Raw genomic sequence first — 17,040 nt, 5'->3', positions numbered from 1 at the left:
CCTTGGCAATGCCGATCCCATCAACAAAAAAGCCCGCCGCCTCTTCAGGCAGCGGGCTTCCGAAAGGATACGATCGGATCAGATGCCGCTCTGGCCGTCCGAGCCGATATAGGCAATGCGGATCATATTGGTCGCGCCGGGTGTGCCGAGCGGCACGCCGGCCGAGATGATGATGCGGTCACCAGGCTTGCCGAAGCCTTCGTCGGCGACGATGCGGCAGGCGCGGTTGACCATGTCGTCGAGATCGGTCGCGTCATGGGTGACGACGCAATGCAGGCCCCAGACGACGGCGAGGCGGCGTGCCGTCTTGATGATCGGCGACAGCGCCAGGATCGGCACCTGCGGGCGCTCGCGCGAGGCGCGAAGGCCTGTGGTGCCTGACGAGGTGTAACAGACGATCGCCGACAGCTTCAGCGTCTCGGCGATCTGGCGCGCAGCGAGCGAGATCGCATCGGCGCCGGTCGCTTCCGGCTGGGCGCGCTGGGCATAGATGATGCCGGGATAATGCGGCTCGCGCTCGATAGCGGTGGCAATCGACGCCATCGTCGAGACCGCCTCGACCGGATAGTCACCCGAGGCCGATTCGGCCGAGAGCATGACGGCATCAGCACCTTCGAAGACGGCGGTCGCGACGTCGGAGACTTCGGCGCGTGTCGGCACCGGCGCGGAGATCATCGATTCCAGCATCTGTGTAGCGACGACCACCGGCTTGCCCGAACGGCGGCAGGCGCGGATCAGCTGCTTCTGGATGCCGGGAACCGATTCGAGCGGCATTTCGACACCGAGATCACCGCGGGCGACCATCAGGGCGTCGGAAAGCTCGATGATTTCTTCGATGCGCTCGAGAGCCTGCGGCTTTTCGATCTTCGACATCAGGCCGACGCGGCCGCGGGCGATCTTGCGCACTTCGGCAAGGTCGTCGGGACGCTGGACGAAGGAAAGCGCCACCCAGTCGACATCGTCGGTGGCAAGCACGGCGTCCAGATCGGCGCGGTCCTTATCCGTCAGCGCGCCGACGCCAAGCAGCGTGTCGGGAAGGCTGACGCCCTTGCGGTCGGAGATGCGCGTGCCTGAAATAACCGTCGTGACGATGCTCTTGCCGTCGCACTTTTCGGCACGCAGGGCGAGCTTGCCGTCATCGATCAGCAGGCGGTGGCCGGGCTGCACCGATTCCAGAATCTCGGGATGCGGCAGATAGACGCGTGTGGCGTCGCCGAGCGCTTCGTTGTTGTCGAGCGTGAAGGTCTGGCCGGGCTTGAGGTCGACCTTGCTGTCGACGAATTTGCCGACGCGCAGTTTCGGTCCCTGCAGGTCGGCCAGAATGCCGATCGGCCGGCCGGAGCGCGCTTCGACCGAGCGGATGCGCTGGATCAGCGTACGCATCAGGTCGTGGCTCGCATGGCTCATGTTGATGCGGAAGACATCGGCACCGGCCTGGTGCAGCTTCTCGATCATCGATTCCTCGGAGGAGGCGGGCCCGAGGGTGGCGAGGATTTTAATTTTGCGATTACGCTTCATCAATTCTGGCTTTCTTGCGTCCCTGGGGTGTCGGAGAGCTGAACCATCCAGCTACCCTGGCGGCCCGTATCGTATTCCTTGAATCCCATCTTCTGGTAACCCCGGGCATAACAATCCTGCACGCCCGTGATCTTGAATTCGTTTTCCGCCACGCACATCTGCACATCACCCGTCCATCGTCCTCCCCGGGCGGCGTCCTCTGCGTAGAGGTAGTAATAGCGCGACTGCAGCTCTCCCTCGATCAGCGTGGCGCAGGTGGTGGCCGGCACTTGCCACCAGCCTTCCGTTATCCAGCCGTCCTTGGCCCGGTATCCAATCGCGACGCCGACGAGATTCTGCGTTCCATTGCAGACACGGAAATCCGCGCGCGCGGCATCTGCGATGAAGAACGGCATGGCGGCTGCAAGAGCGAACAGAGCGAGACGGACCAGAGGCCCGGACCGCGTGAGGAAACTTGGCGCGGCTTGGATCAACACGGCTCCCAAATAGCTCCACGGTTATTCGTATCCGTGTCTTCTTGCGCCGCCGTCATGCGAAAGTCAACGCAATGCTAATCGATTATATTTTCCTTTCATAACACCGTTCGCCAAGGTTCATATCCACCTCTCGCCGCCCGCCGCGCTTGAACCCGCCGCAGGCACATGCGATCACTGAGCCCGACTGCGCAATGACGAACGGCAAATCCTTCATGGACGACTTCCAATCCTTCGAAATCCTATCCGGAAAACATGACAAAGGCATGGTGATCCTCGCCGATCACGCGATGAACCGTCTTCCCTTGCGATACGAAAGGCTCGGCCTGCCGGAACAGGCCTTCGCCCGCCACATCGCCTATGACATCGGCATCGAGGGGCTGACGCGGCAGCTTTCAGCAAGGCTCGGCGTGCCCGCCGTGCTCGGCGGCTTCTCGCGGCTGCTGATCGACCCGAACCGCGGCGAGGACGATCCCACGCTGATCATGAAAATATCAGACGGCGCCGTCATATCAGGCAACCATCCGATAACCCCTGAGGAGTGGGATTACCGCGTCGAAACCTTCCACCGCCCCTACCACAATGCCGTGGCCGACACGATCGACAGGGTGGCGAACGTCACTGGCAGAGCGCCGCTGGTATTGTCGCTGCATTCCTTCACACCGGCCTGGAAGAGCATTCCCCGCCCCTGGCACGCCGCGGTCCTCTGGGATAGCGACCGGCGCGCCGTCGGCCCTCTGCTCGATATGCTGCGCGCCGATCCCGATCTCGTCGTCGGCGACAACGAACCCTATGACGGCGCGCTGAAGGGCGATACCATGTACCGCCACTGCATGACGACAGGCATTCCACACGCGCTGCTCGAGGTGCGCCAGGACCTGATCGCGGACGAGGCTGGCATATCGGCATGGGCCGCGCGCCTGGCGCCGATCTTTGCGGCGATGAATGCCGATCCCGCCTTGCACGCATATGATGTGCACCTGTCGCGCACCGGCCCCTATTGAATATGAAAGGAGAGCGAGATGACCGCGCTCAGCAAGGAACAGCAGACCGAATTCGAGGCCGCCACCTTCCGCCGCCTCGTCGCACATCTTCGTGAGCGCAGCGACGTCCAGAACATCGACCTGATGAATCTCGCCGGTTTCTGCCGCAACTGCCTGTCGAACTGGTACCGCGAAGCCGCCGAGGCCGAAGGCGTCGCGGTCAGCCGGGACGAATCGCGGGAAATTGTCTACGGCATGCCCTACGAAGACTGGAAGAACCTTCACCAGAACGAGGCCTCGCCTGTGCAAAAGGCTGCTTTTGAACTGAACAAGCCACACAAATAGTCCGCTTGGCCTTTAACAGGCTTGACCGTGACGCCGCTTCGCGGCAGTCACGTGCATCCAAAATCGATCACCCAATCAGGAGAACACGATGTCTGATGCTCATGGCGTCGCCCGCGATCAGCTTCGCGCTTTCATCGAGCGCATTGAACGGCTGGAAGAAGAAAAGAAGACCATCGCCGACGATATCAAGGACGTCTATGGCGAAGCCAAGGGAATGGGCTTCGACACCAAGATCCTGAAGAAGGTCGTTGCGCTGCGCAAGAAGGACGAACAGGAGCGCATGGAAGAGGAAGCAATCCTCGACACCTATCTGCACGCGCTCGGCATGATCGAGGCACCGCCGGAAGGCTGATCCGCCACATCGCCGATATCGATAAAGCCGTCGGACCTTCCGGCGGCTTTTCTTTCTCAGGCTGGTCCGCCGTTAAGTCGTCCGATCAGGTCCAATCGCATCACGACGTCAGTCTGCGGGTCCTCGCCAACCATAAATGTCGTGCTGCCGATCGCAGCAAATCCGACCCGCTTGTAGAATGCCAAGGCCCGACTGTTCCGTTCGAACACCGTCAGCTCCAGGTGCGCGGCGCCACGCTGCCCGGCTTCACCGACAACGGCGTCGAGAAGACCGCCGGCCAATCCGCGTCCCCTCCATCCTGCGTCGACGTAAATTCGATTGAGAAGAGCAGAGCGTCCATCGGCTGGACGCATGACGACATGCGCATATCCAATGATCAGATCATCGGCCGTCGCGACAAAAACGGCAGCCGAGGGATCGTCGATCTCGGCCGCCTGGTGTTCCGCGCTGAAATGCTCGTCGATATAGGATTCGAGATCGGACGCTGCCGTGTCGCCGCTGTAGGTGTCGCGGAATAGTCGTACTGCGAAGTCGGACAAGGCTCCGGCATCAGATCGGCGCGCGCGTCTGATCACCGACGCAGCTGGCAAGGCACGCTCTGTCACGACATCCTCTCCCTTCGATCCTCAAACGGATTGAGCGCGCAGAATGCTTCAGGAAGATAGTTTCGGCAAGGATAATGGCCGCAACGGGTCTGCCCGAACGGGCGCCATCGCGTCCATACAATCCACTGGTGGCTGCGGATCACATCGGCAGCCTTCGATACCTCGATGATCGGCAGGCTCAATTGGTGTTGAACTTGCGGACTTCCATGAAGTTGACCGCCGTGCCGCTGAAGCGGGCCGGATCGACCGAGGCGGTCTTGACGTTGAAGCCGTCGGCATAAACGGCGGTCGGCTGAGCACGCATCGTCTGGCTGACGAAGCGCGGAGCCTTGACCTGCTTGGAAGCCATTTCGAGGCGGGCATTGGTCAGCGCCCACTGCGAGATCATCTTCTGCGTCAGCTTCGGCTCGGTGCGGACAGTCGCACGGTTGGCGTCCGCTGCGGCGGCTTCCTTCTGCGTCGGGCGTCCACCCTTGGTCGGTAGGCCCTGCGCTGCGGCGCCTTCGGCGGCCGGTGTGTCGAAGGCATCACCGAAGCTTGCCGATTTCGCCATCGGCGCCAATGCGGCGACCTGCAGCGTCGGCTTTGCGGCTGGCGCCTTTTGCGGCATCGCGGCAGCGATTGCCTGCTCGACGCTCATCTGCGGCTGGTGCGAGGCAACCTGGCTTTCCGCAGTCTTGTCATTCTGCTGCTCCAGCGCCGCTGCGACGGCAGGAGAGAGCTCATCCTGATCGGCCTCGTCGGCCTCTGCTTCCGGATCCGCATTGGCCGCGGCAAGCAGGTTCTCGGCAACGGCAGGGCGTTCGACCGGGGTGGGAACCGACAGTCCGTTCTGCATGTTCGGATCGACCGAGGCGACCTCGGCGTCGCCGGGCGCCCGACGCTGACCGAGAAGCGAAGGAACCGGAATGCTATAGGCGCTGAGATCGGCAAACTGCTGCAGCTGGGCCTGATCGACCGGAAGCGCTGCGACAAGGGCCTGCTGGGCGGCATTACCCGAGGACGGCGCTACCAGCGCGCTCGCCACTTCGCTGCCGGCCGGCTGGTTGCTGAATGCAGGACGAACCTGCGGGACTGGCGCGTTCAGATCGGCGACTTCGGTCTGCTGCGGCTCGGCAGGGGCCGGCTCGGCAGCCTTCGGCGGCGTCGCCTTGGCAACGGCGACAGGAGCGGAATCATCCGACTCATCCTCTTGCTCGTCTGCCCCGCCGCCAAAGAGCGCCTCAAACAGCGTCTTGTGCTTCGGCGCCGATTCGGAAGCGCTGGCGATCTCGATCTGCGTGCCGCTGACGCGGCGCTTGTAGTCGGCCATCGCCTGCTGGAAGCCCGGCAGCGGCTTGCCATCAGCCGGAATATGAAGGGTGTTGCCGTTCGGGAAAAGCCGGACCAGCTCGTCGCGGCTCATGCGCGGCCAGGCGCGAACGCCGCCGACATCCATGTGCACGAAGGGAGAACCCGATTTCGGATAAAAGCCGACGCCGCCGACCTGCATCTTCATGCCGATGCCGCGCAGCGTCGCGAGCTTGACGTCGGGAATGAAGAAGTCCATCGCCTTGCCGAGCATGTGCTGGCTCTTTTCGGCAACGCCTGAATTGCGCGAGCGGCCGCGCAGCATTTCGTTGGTCCCCGGCGAGCGGAAACCGCAGACGACGTTGATGTAGTCCCTCGAGCCGCTCTGGCGATAGACTTCCCAGATCAGGTCGAACAGGCGCGGATCCATCTTCGTCGGCTGGTTCTTGCGCCAGTCGCGCAGGAAGCGGTTCAGCTGCTCCAGACCCTTGGGGTCGAACTTGCCGTTGCGCTTGTAGGTAATGACGGCCTTTTCGCCGGTATGGATGAAGTAGAGCTTGAGGCTGCGGGTGTCGCCCGCTGCCTGGGAAGGGGTACCGACGAATACTGGTGAGGAAACCGCAAGCGCAAGAAGGGCGGCCGCTGCCGTCCTCATTGCCTTTCCGCAGATGTCGGCGCACACAGCACGCCAGCTCAAGCGCGAAGGCTTGGAATTCCCATTCAGATTCGGCAACTCGATCCCCGTCAGACAGACAATGTCCCGTACTGTCCCAGATGACTGTCAAATGCGGTCACACGATGGCAAAAATGCCACACATGATCAACCTTTTCTTTACATAGTGAACGAGCCACTAACAAGTGGTTTATGATCAGTAACAAATCGTGGTTGCCTTAGTCTTAACAAAAAGCGCTTAAGCCGCATCTTTCTGGGGATTGTCTGGGTCTATGCCGTAATCCTTGAGCTTGCGATAAAGTGTGGACCGGCCGATGCCAAGCTTGCGTGCTACTTGACTCATCTGCCCGCGATAGAACTTGAGTGCGAATCGGATGAGTTCCTCTTCGACATCGGCAAGCTTGCGCACGTCGCCTGCGGGGTTGACGCTGGCGATCGCATTGCCGGAGGGCTCGGGCAGGCGGTGATGCACCTCCCCCGGCATTGACGCCCTGAAGTCCTCGCCATAGGCCTCGTCGGGATCGAGACCGGTATTGTCGGCAACGAGCGCCAGGTGATCCACCACGTCATATTCCGGAAGCTGAGCGGCGATCTGCGGGAAATCCGCCTCCGTCAGCTCCGGTCCTTCGGCCAGTACGACCGCGCGGAAGATCGCGTTTTCGAGCTGGCGGATGTTGCCCGGCCAGTCATAGGCGGTCAGCAGCGCCAGCGCCCCGGCATTGACCGTCAAGCGGCGGCCGCCCTTCTGCTCGCTGGAGAAGCGATCGGCAAAGACGCGCACCAGATGCGGAATGTCTTCCTTGCGCTTGCGCAGCGCTGGAATGGTGATCGGGAAGACGTTGAGGCGATAATAGAGATCCTCGCGGAAATGGCCGTTCTTGACTTCCTCGATCAGGTCCTTGTTGGTCGCCGAAATCAACCGAACGTTAACCTTGTGCGCGGTGCGGGCGCCGACCGTTTCGATTTCGCCCTGCTGCACGGCGCGCAGCAGCTTCACCTGAACCTCGAGCGGCAGGTCGCCGATTTCGTCGAGGAAGATGGTGCCGCCGTCGGCTTCCATGAATTTGCCGATGTGACGTTCGGTTGCGCCGGTAAAGGCGCCCTTCTCATGGCCGAAGAGAATGCTCTCGACGAGATTATGCGGGATCGCCCCGCAATTGACGGTGACGAAGGGCTTGTTCGAACGGTCGCCGCCGGACTGGATGGCGCGCGCCACCAGCTCCTTGCCGACGCCGGATTCGCCTTCGAGCACGACGGGAATGTTGGATTGCGCCGCCCGCTGGGCAAGATCGATGACGCGGAGCATCGCCGGGCTTGCCGAGACGATGTCGTCGAAACCGACGGAGCCTGAGCGCGTCCGGCGTCCGGCCCGCGCCTTCACTTCGCGCTGGTCGAGCTTCATCGCGTTCGAGATCGAGGTGGAAATGCGTTCCGGCGAGACCGGCTTGACGACGAAATCGAAGGCGCCGGCGCGCATCGCCTGCACCACGGTCTCAATGCCGCCCTGCCCCGTCTGCACGATGACCGGGATCTGTGTGCCGAATTCGTGCAGCGCATCGAGAAATTCGAGGCCGGTCATCTCCGGCATCATCAGATCGAGCACGATGACGTTGAAAAGGCCGCTGTCTCGTTTGACCATTTCAAGGCCGATACGGCCGTTTTCCGCCTGGTGCACGACATGGCCGTGACGCTCGATTGCGTTCTTGAGCAGGCGCCGCTGCACGGGGTCGTCCTCGACCACGAGGATTTGCCCTGCTCCCTTGAGCTCATTGTAACCGGTCATTGTCGCCTCACTTCATGCGAAACCATGGAGGGCACTCTGACAGCAAGGCTTGAACATCCAGTTTTGAGAAATAATTGCATTTTAACGATTGCGACGTGTCATTTTCGTGCCGAAGCGAGGCCTTTCCGCGCCGAAAGCCCCTTGATGCCGGGCCTTCTGGCGCTTCCAGCGCCGCGCGTCTTTTCAGGGGCGCAAAGGGCGCTGTAACACTTTGATCCCACTTTCCGAAAATCGATTCCGATTTTCGGACCGATGCGCTAGACAAGCAGACCTGTTATAAAAGTGGAGAGGAATTGCCCCAATGAACATCAAGCTCCCGCACGCCGGCCTTCTCTTCTCGGCAGCAGCGCCAGCTGGGGCCGCCGATCCCGCGCTCGGCGACCTGCCGGTCTGGAAGCTGCAGGATCTCTATCCCTCCGCCACGTCAACCGCCTTCGTCGCCGACATGGAAAAGGCTGGCAAAGCGGCGGTCGCCTTTGAAGAGAAGTGGAAGGGCAGGCTCGCCGAAGCGGCCACGAAAACCGGCGACGACGGCATCGGCGCCGCGCTGAAGGAATATGAGGCGCTTGATGATCTCATGGGCCGCCTTGGCTCCTTTGCCGGCCTAACCTATTTCTCCGACACCAGCAATCCGGCAAACGGCAAGCTCTATGGCGACGTGCAGGCCAAGATCACCGAATTTTCCGGCCATCTCTTGTTCTTCGCGCTGGAACTGAACCGCGTCGACGACGCCGTGATCGACGCCTGTATGGCCAATGACCCCGATGCCGGCCATTACCGCCCATGGCTGGTCGATCTCAGGAAAGACAAGCCCTACCAGCTCGACGACAGGCTGGAGCAGCTCTTCCTCGAGAAGTCGATGACCTCGGCCGCCGCCTTCAACCGGCTCTTCGACGAAACCATGGCGGAACTTCGTTACGAGATCGATGGCGAAAAACTACCGCTCGAAGTGGTTCTGAACATGCTGCAGGAGAAGGATCCCGAGGTGCGCCGCCAGGCGGCGATGGCGCTTGCCGAGACCTTCAAGGCCAATATCCGCGTCTTCACCCTGATCACCAACACGCTCGCCAAGGACAAGGATATCTCCGACCGCTGGCGCGGTTTCGAGGATATCGCCGACTCCAGGCATCTCGCAAACCGCGTCGAGCGCGAGGTTGTCGATGCGCTGGCCGCCGCCGTCCGGGAAGCCTATCCCCGCCTTTCGCACCGCTATTATAAAATGAAGGCGAAATGGCTCGGCATGGAGCAGATGAATTTCTGGGACCGCAACGCGCCGCTGCCGGAAACCTCCAGCGCCGTCATCTCCTGGCCCGAGGCGAAGGATACGGTGCTGTCCGCCTATGCCAATTTTGCCCCCGAGATGGCTGATATCGCCAGGCGCTTCTTCGACGAGCAGTGGATCGACGCCCCGGTCCGCCCCGGCAAGGCGCCCGGCGCCTTTGCCCATCCGACCGTTCCCTCGGCTCATCCCTATGTGCTCGTCAATTACATGGGCAAACCGCGCGACGTGATGACGCTCGCCCATGAACTCGGCCACGGCGTCCACCAGGTTCTCGCCGGCGCGCAAGGCGCGCTGATGTGCCAGACGCCGCTGACGCTTGCCGAAACCGCTTCGGTCTTCGGCGAGATGCTGACCTTCCGCGCGCTTTTGGAAAAGACCACCGACAAACGCGAGCGCAAGGCGATGCTCGCCCAGAAGGTCGAGGACATGATCAATACGGTCGTGCGCCAGATCGCCTTCTACGAATTCGAGCGCAAACTGCACACGGCCCGCAAATCGGGTGAACTCACGGCCGATGACATCGGCGAACTCTGGCTCTCCGTCCAGTCGGAAAGCCTCGGGCCGGCGATCAGCATTTCTGAAGGATACGAGACCTACTGGGCCTATATCCCTCACTTCATCCACTCGCCCTTCTATGTTTATGCCTATGCCTTCGGCGATTGCCTGGTGAATTCGCTCTATGCCGTCTACCAGAAAGCCGAAAAGGGCTTTCAGGAGAAGTATTTCGAGCTGCTCAAGGCCGGCGGCACCAAGCATCACTCGGAACTCTTGAAGCCTTTCGGCCTCGACGCCACCAATCCGTCGTTCTGGAGCCAGGGCCTGTCGATGATCGAAGGGCTGATCGACGAGCTGGAAGCGCTAGATAAGGGCTGAAATGCCCTTCTCCAAAAGCGGAGGGAGAGCAACGAGTCTCTTCTCCCCAGCGGGGAGAAGAGGAAAACCTCTCACGCTCCCAATCGCATTTTGGGCAATGGAAGCAGAACAAACTGAAAGCGTTGCGTGGCTGACCAACCCTATATTCTCTTCCGCGACGACGCGACCGGCCAGGTGATGCTCTTCGCCGAACCGGCCGAGATCATCATTGCCCGAACGCGCGCCGAATTCTTCGCAGCCCTCATCAGGATGGAAGAGGCCAAGGCCGAGGGCAAATGGCTTGCCGGCTATATGGCCTACGAGGGCGGATACTTCTTCGAGGAGAAACTCGCTCCCTTCGCCGTGGAAAATCGGGAAACGCCGCTGCTTTGCTTCGGCGTGTTCGACGCCCCTCAGCCGGGTACGCACCCGCTTGCCCAGCCGAAACAGCGCCTCGAAAACGAGGAATTTCTCACCGCGCCGAGAGCCGCCTGGGACTTTCCCATATATAAAGAGCGCTTCGACCGTCTTCACGAGCATCTGCGGCTCGGCAACGCCTATCAGGCAAACCTCACCATGCCCGTAGAGGCCCGCTGGTCGGGTAATCCTCTTGCCGCCTTCTGGTCGCTGATCGAACGCCAGCCGGTCAAATACGGCGCGCTGGTCGATCTCGGCGGCCCCATCATCCTGTCGAGGTCGCCCGAACTCTTCTTCCGCACCGACGAAGAAGGCTGGATCGAAACCCACCCGATGAAGGGAACGGCAAAACGCGGCGCGACTGCTGCCGAGGATGCCGAAATCATCGCGGCCATGCGCAGCGATATCAAGACGCAAGCCGAAAACCGGATGATCGTCGATCTCCTGCGCAACGATATCTCCCGCATCACCGAGGTTGGCACGCTCGACGTCCCGAAACTCTTCGATGTCGAGACCTATCCGACTGTCCACCAGATGGTGAGCCATGTGCAGGCAAGGCTCCGCCCCGGGCTTTCGATCCGTGACATCTTTGCTGCCCTCTTTCCCTGCGGTTCGATCACCGGGGCACCGAAGATACGGGCGATGGAAATTCTCCACGCGCTCGAAGATGTCCCGCGCGACGCCTATTGCGGCGCGATCGGCATGATCTCGCCGACCGGCGCCATGCGTTTTTCCGTCGCCATCCGCACTGTCACGCTTTTTGCCGGCGGCAGGGCGGTCTTCAATGTCGGCGGCGGCATCGTCTTCGATTCGACCGCCGAGGCCGAATATGAGGAATGCCTGCTCAAGGCCCGCTTCGCCGTCGGCGACCAATGGATTGCGCGATGACCGATTTTTCGCTGATCGAGACGTTGCGCTGGCAGCCGGACGAAGGTTTCATCCGCCTGCGCCTGCATCTCGCTCGCCTCTCCCGCTCCGCCCGCCGCCTCGGCTTCCCGCAACCGATCGACGCGACGGCAAAGCTCGACGAAGCCGTCGCAGAGGCAACAGGCCCCCTGCGCGTCCGCCTGACGTTCGATCCGCAGGGTCGCATCACGGTGACGAGCGCCCCCTTCGTTCCGCTCGCGCCGGAAACCGTTTGGACAATCCGTATCGCCGAGACCCGCCTTCAGTCCCCCGACAGGCTGCTGCGCTTCAAGACCACGCGGCGCGCCGTCTACGAGGCCGCGCGGGCCGAATATGCTCAGACCGAGGCCGACGAGGTCATCCTGCTGAACGAACGCGACCAAGTCTGCGAAGGCACCATCACCTCCGTCTTTCTCGATGACGGAAGCGGCATGCTGCGCACGCCGCCCATCTCCTGCGGCCTGCTTGCCGGTGTGCTGCGCACCGAACTCATCTGCCAGCGCAAAGCCCGCGTCGGTCGTCTCACGCTTGCCGATCTTGAGGCCGGTAGGCTTTATGTCGGTAACTCGCTGCGCGGCCTGATCCGCGCAAACCTCATCAGGAGCTGATCATGTTCATCCTCTCCCTCACCTATCTCAAATCCAACGATGAAGCCGACAGGCACATGGAGCCGCACATGACCTGGGTGAAGGAGGGCTACGCCAAAGGCTGGTTCCTCGCCTCCGGCCGCAAGGTGCCGCGCACCGGCGGCGTGGTCTTCGCAATTGGCGAGCGCACAGCGATCGAAGCCTATGTCGCCGCCGATCCCTTCACCGTTCATGGCATTGCGGAATACGAAATCACCGAACTTGCCGTGACGACGACGGTCGAAGGGCTGGAAATCCTGAAGCGCTGATTTTTCGGTCAGTTGATGTCGCCGCCGCCGTTATTTGACCTTTCCCCCTCAACGCTCTTTATTGTGACGCCGTTTTGTGGTTAGAGCCGGTCACCTCGCAATTTCTGCGGCAATTTCAAAAGAATTCTTCAGGCTGAACGCCTTCGTCCCCTTCCACAGGAGAAAAGAATGACGGAACAGAACTATCCGGTATATGCCGAAATTACCGGTCCGATCGTGATGATCGGCTTTGGCTCCATCGGCCGCGGCACCCTGCCCCTGATCGAGCGCCATTTCAAATTCGACAAGAGCCGGATGGTCGTCATCGACCCGCGCGAAGAACCCTCCGACATGGAGATCCTGAAGAAGCACGGCGTCCGTCACATCAAGGAATATGTCACCAAGGAAAATTACAAGGAACTGCTGAAGCCGTTGCTGACGGAAGGCGAAGGCCAAGGTTTCTGCGTCAACCTCTCGGTCGACACCTCCTCGCTCGACATCATCAAGCTTTGCCGCAAGCATGACGTGCTCTACGTCGATACCGTCGTCGAACCCTGGCTCGGCTTCTACTTCGACAAGGGCATGAGCAATGCCGACCGCACCAACTATGCGCTGCGCGAAACCGTGCGCAAGGAAAAGGCGAAGAACCCGGGCGGCGCCACTGCCGTCTCCACCTGCGGCGCCAATCCGGGCATGGTCTCCTGGTTCGTCAAGCAGGCACTCGTCAACCTCGCCAACGATACCGGCCTGAAGTTCGACGAGCCGGACCAGCACGATCGCGAAGGCTGGGCCAAGCTCATGAAGAAGCTCGGCGTCAAGGGCGTCCATATCGCCGAACGCGACACCCAGCGCACCAAGCACCCGAAGCCGCTCAACGTCTTCTGGAACACCTGGTCCGTCGAAGGCTTCATCTCCGAAGGCCTGCAGCCGGCCGAACTCGGCTGGGGCACGCATGAAGAGTGGATGCCGAAGAACGCCAAGAAGCACAAGAAGGGCAACAAGGCGGCGATCTATCTGGAACAGCCCGGCGCCAACACCCGCGTGCGCACCTGGTGCCCGACCCCCGGCCCGCAGTACGGCTTCCTCGTTACCCACAACGAGTCGATCTCGATCGCCGACTATTTCACGGTCCGCGACAAGGACGGCGAAGTGACCTTCCGCCCGACCTGCCACTATGCCTACCATCCGGCCAACGACGCCGTTCTCTCACTGCATGAGATGTTCGGCAATGGCGGCACGCCGCAGCCGGTCCACCACGTTCTCGACGAGGACGAGCTGGAGGACGGCATCGACGAACTCGGCGTCCTGCTCTACGGCCATGAGAAGAACGCCTACTGGTATGGCTCGCGCCTGTCGCTGGAAGAAACCCGCCGCATCGCCCCCTACCAGAACGCCACCGGCCTGCAGGTGACCTCCGCCGTTCTCGCCGGCATGGTTTGGGCGCTGGAAAACCCGACGGCCGGCATCGTCGAAGCCGACGAGATCGACTACAAGCGCTGCCTCGAAGTGCAGATGCCCTATCTCGGCCCGGTCGAAGGCCACTATACCGACTGGACCCCGCTCGACGGCCGTCCGGGCCTCTTCCCCGAGGATATCGACACCAAGGATCCCTGGCAGTTCCGGAACATCCTGGTTCGCTGAGGCCGCCTGCACAACCTTGAAGATGCCCGCCGCCAGGCGGGCATTTTTGTAACGCCTGCTGTCTAAATGGCGCCCGCCACCCCTCCAAGGCTTGCCTTCACGCCGGGCGCGCGCCATGTTTTGCCCGACTATCGCGGGTGTCCGCCGCGCCGATTCGCCGGGAGAAGCCTTATGAAAATCAGAACTGGTCTCGTTCTTGCGGGTGCAACGGCTGCCCTTGCCGCCTGTGTTTCATCGGGGCCGCGGCCCCTGCCGGTTGCAACCCAGCCCATCGCCACCGGCGTCGAAGGCAACTGGAGCGATCCGAACGGCATCGTTTCAACCTTCCAGGGCGGTACTTTCACCACCCGCACCACCGACAGCAACCAGTTGCTCGCCTCGGGCACCTATATCAATACCTCGCCGACTCTGGTGGAGATCAACATGACCTCGCTGGTGCGCAAGACCCAGTCCAAGGTCAATTGCGCCCTGGTCAACCCGAGCCAGCTCAATTGCACCTCCGATTCCGGCGCACAATTCACGCTTTCCCGCCGCGGCTGAGAAGAGAGGACGCGGCGATGGGCTGATGGGGATAGCCGTGCGGGCCTTGGCCGGTTACCTCGTTCTGCTGCTGGCAATGCCGCTTGCGGCGCTTGCCGTCGCTTTGCCGGCTAATGTCTATCGTGCGCAGGGCATCGCCGCTCCCGATTGCGACGGGCCGCTGCAGGTGCTGATGTCAGCCGTGCCGGCAATCCTGATCTACGGCGCAGGCGCATTCTTAGCCTATCGTGCCCGCCGACGTTTTCACCGCGTCACTTCCCTTCTCTGTTTGATCATCGCGCTCGCCACGGTTCCGAATATTGCAGAGGCCGTGCACGAACTCTACCGGAACGCCGCCGATGGCGAGTGCCTGGGATAAGCACCCGGCTTTTTTGCCCCGCCCCCTTGGAAAGCGCTCCGCCTGGCCCAGCTTTCTCTTGCGGTCGTCCGTCGTCTGACGGAACATCCGCACGCCGGGAAACCGCCCTGGCGGATTATGGAAGGGATCGGCGAGGATCAGGGGGATTTTCGCCTCAATCAGGAGAACAGGGATGACGAAGTCTTTCAGCTTCGGTCTTTTGACCGCGTCCATGCTGACGCTGAGCGCGGGCGCCGCTTTTGCGGATTACGAACTCAATATTCTTCATATCAACGATTTCCATTCACGCATCGAATCGATCAACAAGTTCGACTCCACCTGCTCTGCCGAGGAGGAAGGCAAGAAGGAATGCTTCGGCGGCGCTGCCCGCCTGAAGACTGCGATCGACCAGCGCCGTCAGGCGCTATCGGGCAAGAACGTCCTTCTCCTGAATGCCGGCGATAATTTCCAGGGTTCGCTGTTCTACACGACCTACAAAGGCGCGGCCGAAGCCGAGTTCCTGAACCTGATGAAGTTCGACGCGATGACCGTCGGCAACCATGAATTCGACGACAGCGAGGACGGGCTTGCGACCTTCCTCGACAAGGTGCAATTCCCTGTCGTGACGGCTAACGTCAAGGCGGCTGCCGCTTCCAAACTCGGTGACCGCATCAAGCCTTCGTTGGTGCTCGATGTCGGCGGCCAGAAGATCGGCATCGTCGGCGCCGTCACCAACGACACGCCAGAGCTTTCTTCCCCCGGCCCGAACGTCAAGATATCAGATGATGTCCAGAGCATCACCACAGCCGTTCAGGATCTGAAGGGTCAGGGCGTCAACAAGATCATCGCACTGACCCATGTCGGTTATCCCCGCGATCTCGCCTTGATCGCCAAGATCCCGGATGTCGATATCGTTGTCGGCGGTCATTCCCACAGCCTGCTCTCGAACACCGACCCGAAGGCCGAAGGTCCCTACCCGACGATGGTCGACAATCCCGGCGGCTACAAGGTGCCGGTTGTCCAGGCTGCCTCCTACAGCAAGTATCTCGGCGATCTCGTCGTCAATTTCGACGACAACGGCGTCGTCAAGGACGCCAAGGGCGATCCGATCCTGATCGATTCCTCTTTCACGCCCGATCCGGCGCTCGTAGCCCGCATCGCCGAACTGGCAAAGCCAATCGATGAACTGCGCAAGAAGGTGATCGGCTCCTCCGAGGGCCCGATCGAGGGCGACCGCAAAGTTTGCCGCGTCAAGGAATGCTCGATGGGCAATCTGGTGGCCGACGCCATCCTCGACCGCACGAAAAACCAGGGCGTCACCATCGCCGTCCAGAACGGTGGCGGCCTGCGTGCCTCGATTGACGGCGGTGATGTCACTCAGGGCGAAGTGATCACCGTCCTGCCTTTCCAGAACACGCTCGCCACGTTTGAGGCAACCGGCGCGGATATCGTCAAGGCGCTCGAAAACGGCGTTAGCCAGATCGACCAGGGCGCCGGACGCTTCCCGCAGGTCGCCGGCCTGAAATTCTCCTTCGATCAGTCGAAGCCCGTCGGCAGCCGCGTCAGCGACATCCAGGTAAAGGACGGCGACAACTTCGCTCCGATCGACCCTGTTAAGACCTACAAGGTCGCCACCAACAACTTCATGCGCGGCGGCGGCGACGGCTATTCGATCTTCAAGGAAGGCAAGAATGCCTATGATTACGGTCCGGATCTTGCCGACGTGACCGCCGAATATCTGGCCGCCCACTCGCCCTATAAGCCCTATACCGACGGCCGCGTCACCGAAATCGCCGCAGCCGCGACACCGGCGCCCGCTGCTGCCGAACCGGCTGCGCCGGCAGCACCTTCACCTGCGACGCCCGCCCCTGCTGCGCCAGCCCCGGCAACTCCGGCAGCGCCCGCGCCCGCTGCGGAACCGGCGCCAGCAGCCTCCACGCCCGCCGCGACGACCCCGTCCACCCATGTCATCGCCGCCGGTGACACCTTCTGGGATCTCGCCGTCACCTTCTATGGCGACGGCGCGCTGTGGCGGAAGCTTTCAGAAGCCAATGGCAAGCCGAACCCGCATCGACTGACGATCGGCAAGGAGATCGAGGTTCCCGCCAAGTAAGACGATTTGTCCCGATGCCATCGGCCGGCCCGGGGTTCCCCGGGCCGGCTTTTCTT

Annotated in this window: 16 protein-coding genes; 11 read left to right on the top strand and 5 right to left on the bottom strand. The window is 61.7% G+C overall.

From position 1 onward, the window contains the following. Positions 1–78 precede the first annotated feature (78 nt). Positions 79–1,518: a pyruvate kinase gene (pyk, locus tag EFQ99_RS20600; protein ID WP_126923079.1), complete on the bottom strand. Its 1,440-nt coding sequence runs from the start codon at positions 1,516–1,518 to the stop codon at positions 79–81. After that, positions 1,518–2,003 (bottom strand): DUF1036 domain-containing protein, encoded by a 486-nt coding sequence (locus tag EFQ99_RS20595; RefSeq protein WP_088683157.1) that lies wholly within the window; start codon positions 2,001–2,003, stop codon positions 1,518–1,520. The genes pyk and EFQ99_RS20595 overlap by 1 nt, the downstream gene beginning before the upstream one ends. A 203-nt stretch (positions 2,004–2,206) precedes the next feature. On the opposite strand from EFQ99_RS20595, the gene EFQ99_RS20590 reads away from it, so the two are divergent. The 3 genes from EFQ99_RS20590 to EFQ99_RS20580 all read left to right on the top strand — a co-directional run bounded on the left by EFQ99_RS20590 (position 2,207) and on the right by EFQ99_RS20580 (position 3,671). Then, the gene (locus tag EFQ99_RS20590) at positions 2,207–2,995 is read left to right on the top strand and encodes an N-formylglutamate amidohydrolase (RefSeq protein WP_126923215.1); all 789 of its coding nucleotides are present in this window, start codon (positions 2,207–2,209) and stop codon (positions 2,993–2,995) included. A gap of 18 nt (positions 2,996–3,013) precedes the next feature. After that, the gene (locus EFQ99_RS20585) at positions 3,014–3,319 is read left to right on the top strand and encodes a DUF1244 domain-containing protein (protein WP_126923078.1); all 306 of its coding nucleotides are present in this window, start codon (positions 3,014–3,016) and stop codon (positions 3,317–3,319) included. 88 nt (positions 3,320–3,407) lie between these two features. Next, a complete protein-coding gene (locus EFQ99_RS20580; protein ID WP_008533181.1) occupies positions 3,408–3,671 on the top strand; it encodes a DUF2312 domain-containing protein in 264 nt (87 codons plus the stop codon). A gap of 56 nt (positions 3,672–3,727) precedes the next feature. Here EFQ99_RS20580 and EFQ99_RS20575 read toward each other — a convergent pair whose 3' ends face one another. From EFQ99_RS20575 to EFQ99_RS20565, 3 genes are all read right to left on the bottom strand, one after another. Further along, on the bottom strand, positions 3,728–4,276 hold the full coding sequence (locus EFQ99_RS20575; protein WP_245441548.1) for a GNAT family N-acetyltransferase: 549 nt from the start codon (positions 4,274–4,276) through the stop codon (positions 3,728–3,730). A gap of 178 nt (positions 4,277–4,454) precedes the next feature. Next, a complete protein-coding gene (locus tag EFQ99_RS20570; protein ID WP_126923077.1) occupies positions 4,455–6,299 on the bottom strand; it encodes a peptidoglycan L,D-endopeptidase MepK in 1,845 nt (614 codons plus the stop codon). Between the two features lie 178 nt (positions 6,300–6,477). Then, a complete protein-coding gene (locus tag EFQ99_RS20565) occupies positions 6,478–8,022 on the bottom strand; it encodes a sigma-54-dependent transcriptional regulator (RefSeq protein ID WP_126923076.1) in 1,545 nt (514 codons plus the stop codon). 301 nt (positions 8,023–8,323) lie between these two features. On the opposite strand from EFQ99_RS20565, the gene EFQ99_RS20555 reads away from it, so the two are divergent. The 8 genes from EFQ99_RS20555 (at position 8,324) to EFQ99_RS20520 (ending at position 16,984) form a co-directional block, all read left to right on the top strand. Continuing rightward, the gene (locus tag EFQ99_RS20555) at positions 8,324–10,177 is read left to right on the top strand and encodes a M3 family oligoendopeptidase (RefSeq protein ID WP_126923075.1); all 1,854 of its coding nucleotides are present in this window, start codon (positions 8,324–8,326) and stop codon (positions 10,175–10,177) included. 177 nt (positions 10,178–10,354) lie between these two features. Next, the gene (locus EFQ99_RS20550) at positions 10,355–11,461 is read left to right on the top strand and encodes an aminodeoxychorismate synthase component I (protein WP_245441550.1); all 1,107 of its coding nucleotides are present in this window, start codon (positions 10,355–10,357) and stop codon (positions 11,459–11,461) included. Further along, on the top strand, positions 11,458–12,087 hold the full coding sequence (locus tag EFQ99_RS20545) for an aminotransferase class IV family protein (protein WP_126923073.1): 630 nt from the start codon (positions 11,458–11,460) through the stop codon (positions 12,085–12,087). The genes EFQ99_RS20550 and EFQ99_RS20545 overlap by 4 nt, the downstream gene beginning before the upstream one ends. 2 nt (positions 12,088–12,089) lie before the next feature. After that, positions 12,090–12,374, top strand: a complete 285-nt coding sequence (locus tag EFQ99_RS20540; protein ID WP_126923072.1) for a YciI family protein — start codon at positions 12,090–12,092, stop codon at positions 12,372–12,374. Between the two features lie 168 nt (positions 12,375–12,542). After that, a complete protein-coding gene (locus EFQ99_RS20535) occupies positions 12,543–13,994 on the top strand; it encodes a homospermidine synthase (protein ID WP_126923071.1) in 1,452 nt (483 codons plus the stop codon). 171 nt (positions 13,995–14,165) lie between these two features. Then, positions 14,166–14,534, top strand: a complete 369-nt coding sequence (omp10, locus tag EFQ99_RS20530; protein WP_126923070.1) for an outer membrane lipoprotein Omp10 — start codon at positions 14,166–14,168, stop codon at positions 14,532–14,534. A gap of 37 nt (positions 14,535–14,571) precedes the next feature. Beyond that, a complete protein-coding gene (locus EFQ99_RS20525) occupies positions 14,572–14,892 on the top strand; it encodes a hypothetical protein (protein ID WP_126923213.1) in 321 nt (106 codons plus the stop codon). A gap of 172 nt (positions 14,893–15,064) precedes the next feature. Continuing rightward, the gene (locus tag EFQ99_RS20520; RefSeq protein WP_126923069.1) at positions 15,065–16,984 is read left to right on the top strand and encodes a bifunctional metallophosphatase/5'-nucleotidase; all 1,920 of its coding nucleotides are present in this window, start codon (positions 15,065–15,067) and stop codon (positions 16,982–16,984) included. Positions 16,985–17,040 lie beyond the last annotated feature (56 nt).

Origin of the sequence: Rhizobium vallis (assembly GCF_003985155.1) — a bacterium.
In the GTDB taxonomy this organism is placed as follows: Bacteria; Pseudomonadota; Alphaproteobacteria; order Rhizobiales; family Rhizobiaceae; genus Rhizobium; species Rhizobium vallis.
This window is presented reverse-complemented; position numbering and strand designations above follow the sequence as displayed.

Bases quoted from the DNA above. Each gene is read 5' to 3' on its own strand.
- pyk (WP_126923079.1), bottom strand. From the start codon at position 1,518: ATGAAGCGTAATCGCAAAATTAAAATCCTCGCCACCCTCGGGCCCGCC.
- EFQ99_RS20590 (WP_126923215.1), top strand. From the start codon at position 2,207: ATGGACGACTTCCAATCCTTCGAAATCCTATCCGGAAAACATGACAAA.
- EFQ99_RS20585 (WP_126923078.1), top strand. From the start codon at position 3,014: ATGACCGCGCTCAGCAAGGAACAGCAGACCGAATTCGAGGCCGCCACC.
- EFQ99_RS20580 (WP_008533181.1), top strand. From the start codon at position 3,408: ATGTCTGATGCTCATGGCGTCGCCCGCGATCAGCTTCGCGCTTTCATC.
- EFQ99_RS20565 (WP_126923076.1), bottom strand. From the start codon at position 8,022: ATGACCGGTTACAATGAGCTCAAGGGAGCAGGGCAAATCCTCGTGGTC.
- EFQ99_RS20555 (WP_126923075.1), top strand. From the start codon at position 8,324: ATGAACATCAAGCTCCCGCACGCCGGCCTTCTCTTCTCGGCAGCAGCG.
- EFQ99_RS20550 (WP_245441550.1), top strand. From the start codon at position 10,355: ATGCTCTTCGCCGAACCGGCCGAGATCATCATTGCCCGAACGCGCGCC.
- EFQ99_RS20545 (WP_126923073.1), top strand. From the start codon at position 11,458: ATGACCGATTTTTCGCTGATCGAGACGTTGCGCTGGCAGCCGGACGAA.
- EFQ99_RS20540 (WP_126923072.1), top strand. From the start codon at position 12,090: ATGTTCATCCTCTCCCTCACCTATCTCAAATCCAACGATGAAGCCGAC.
- EFQ99_RS20535 (WP_126923071.1), top strand. From the start codon at position 12,543: ATGACGGAACAGAACTATCCGGTATATGCCGAAATTACCGGTCCGATC.
- omp10 (WP_126923070.1), top strand. From the start codon at position 14,166: ATGAAAATCAGAACTGGTCTCGTTCTTGCGGGTGCAACGGCTGCCCTT.
- EFQ99_RS20520 (WP_126923069.1), top strand. From the start codon at position 15,065: ATGACGAAGTCTTTCAGCTTCGGTCTTTTGACCGCGTCCATGCTGACG.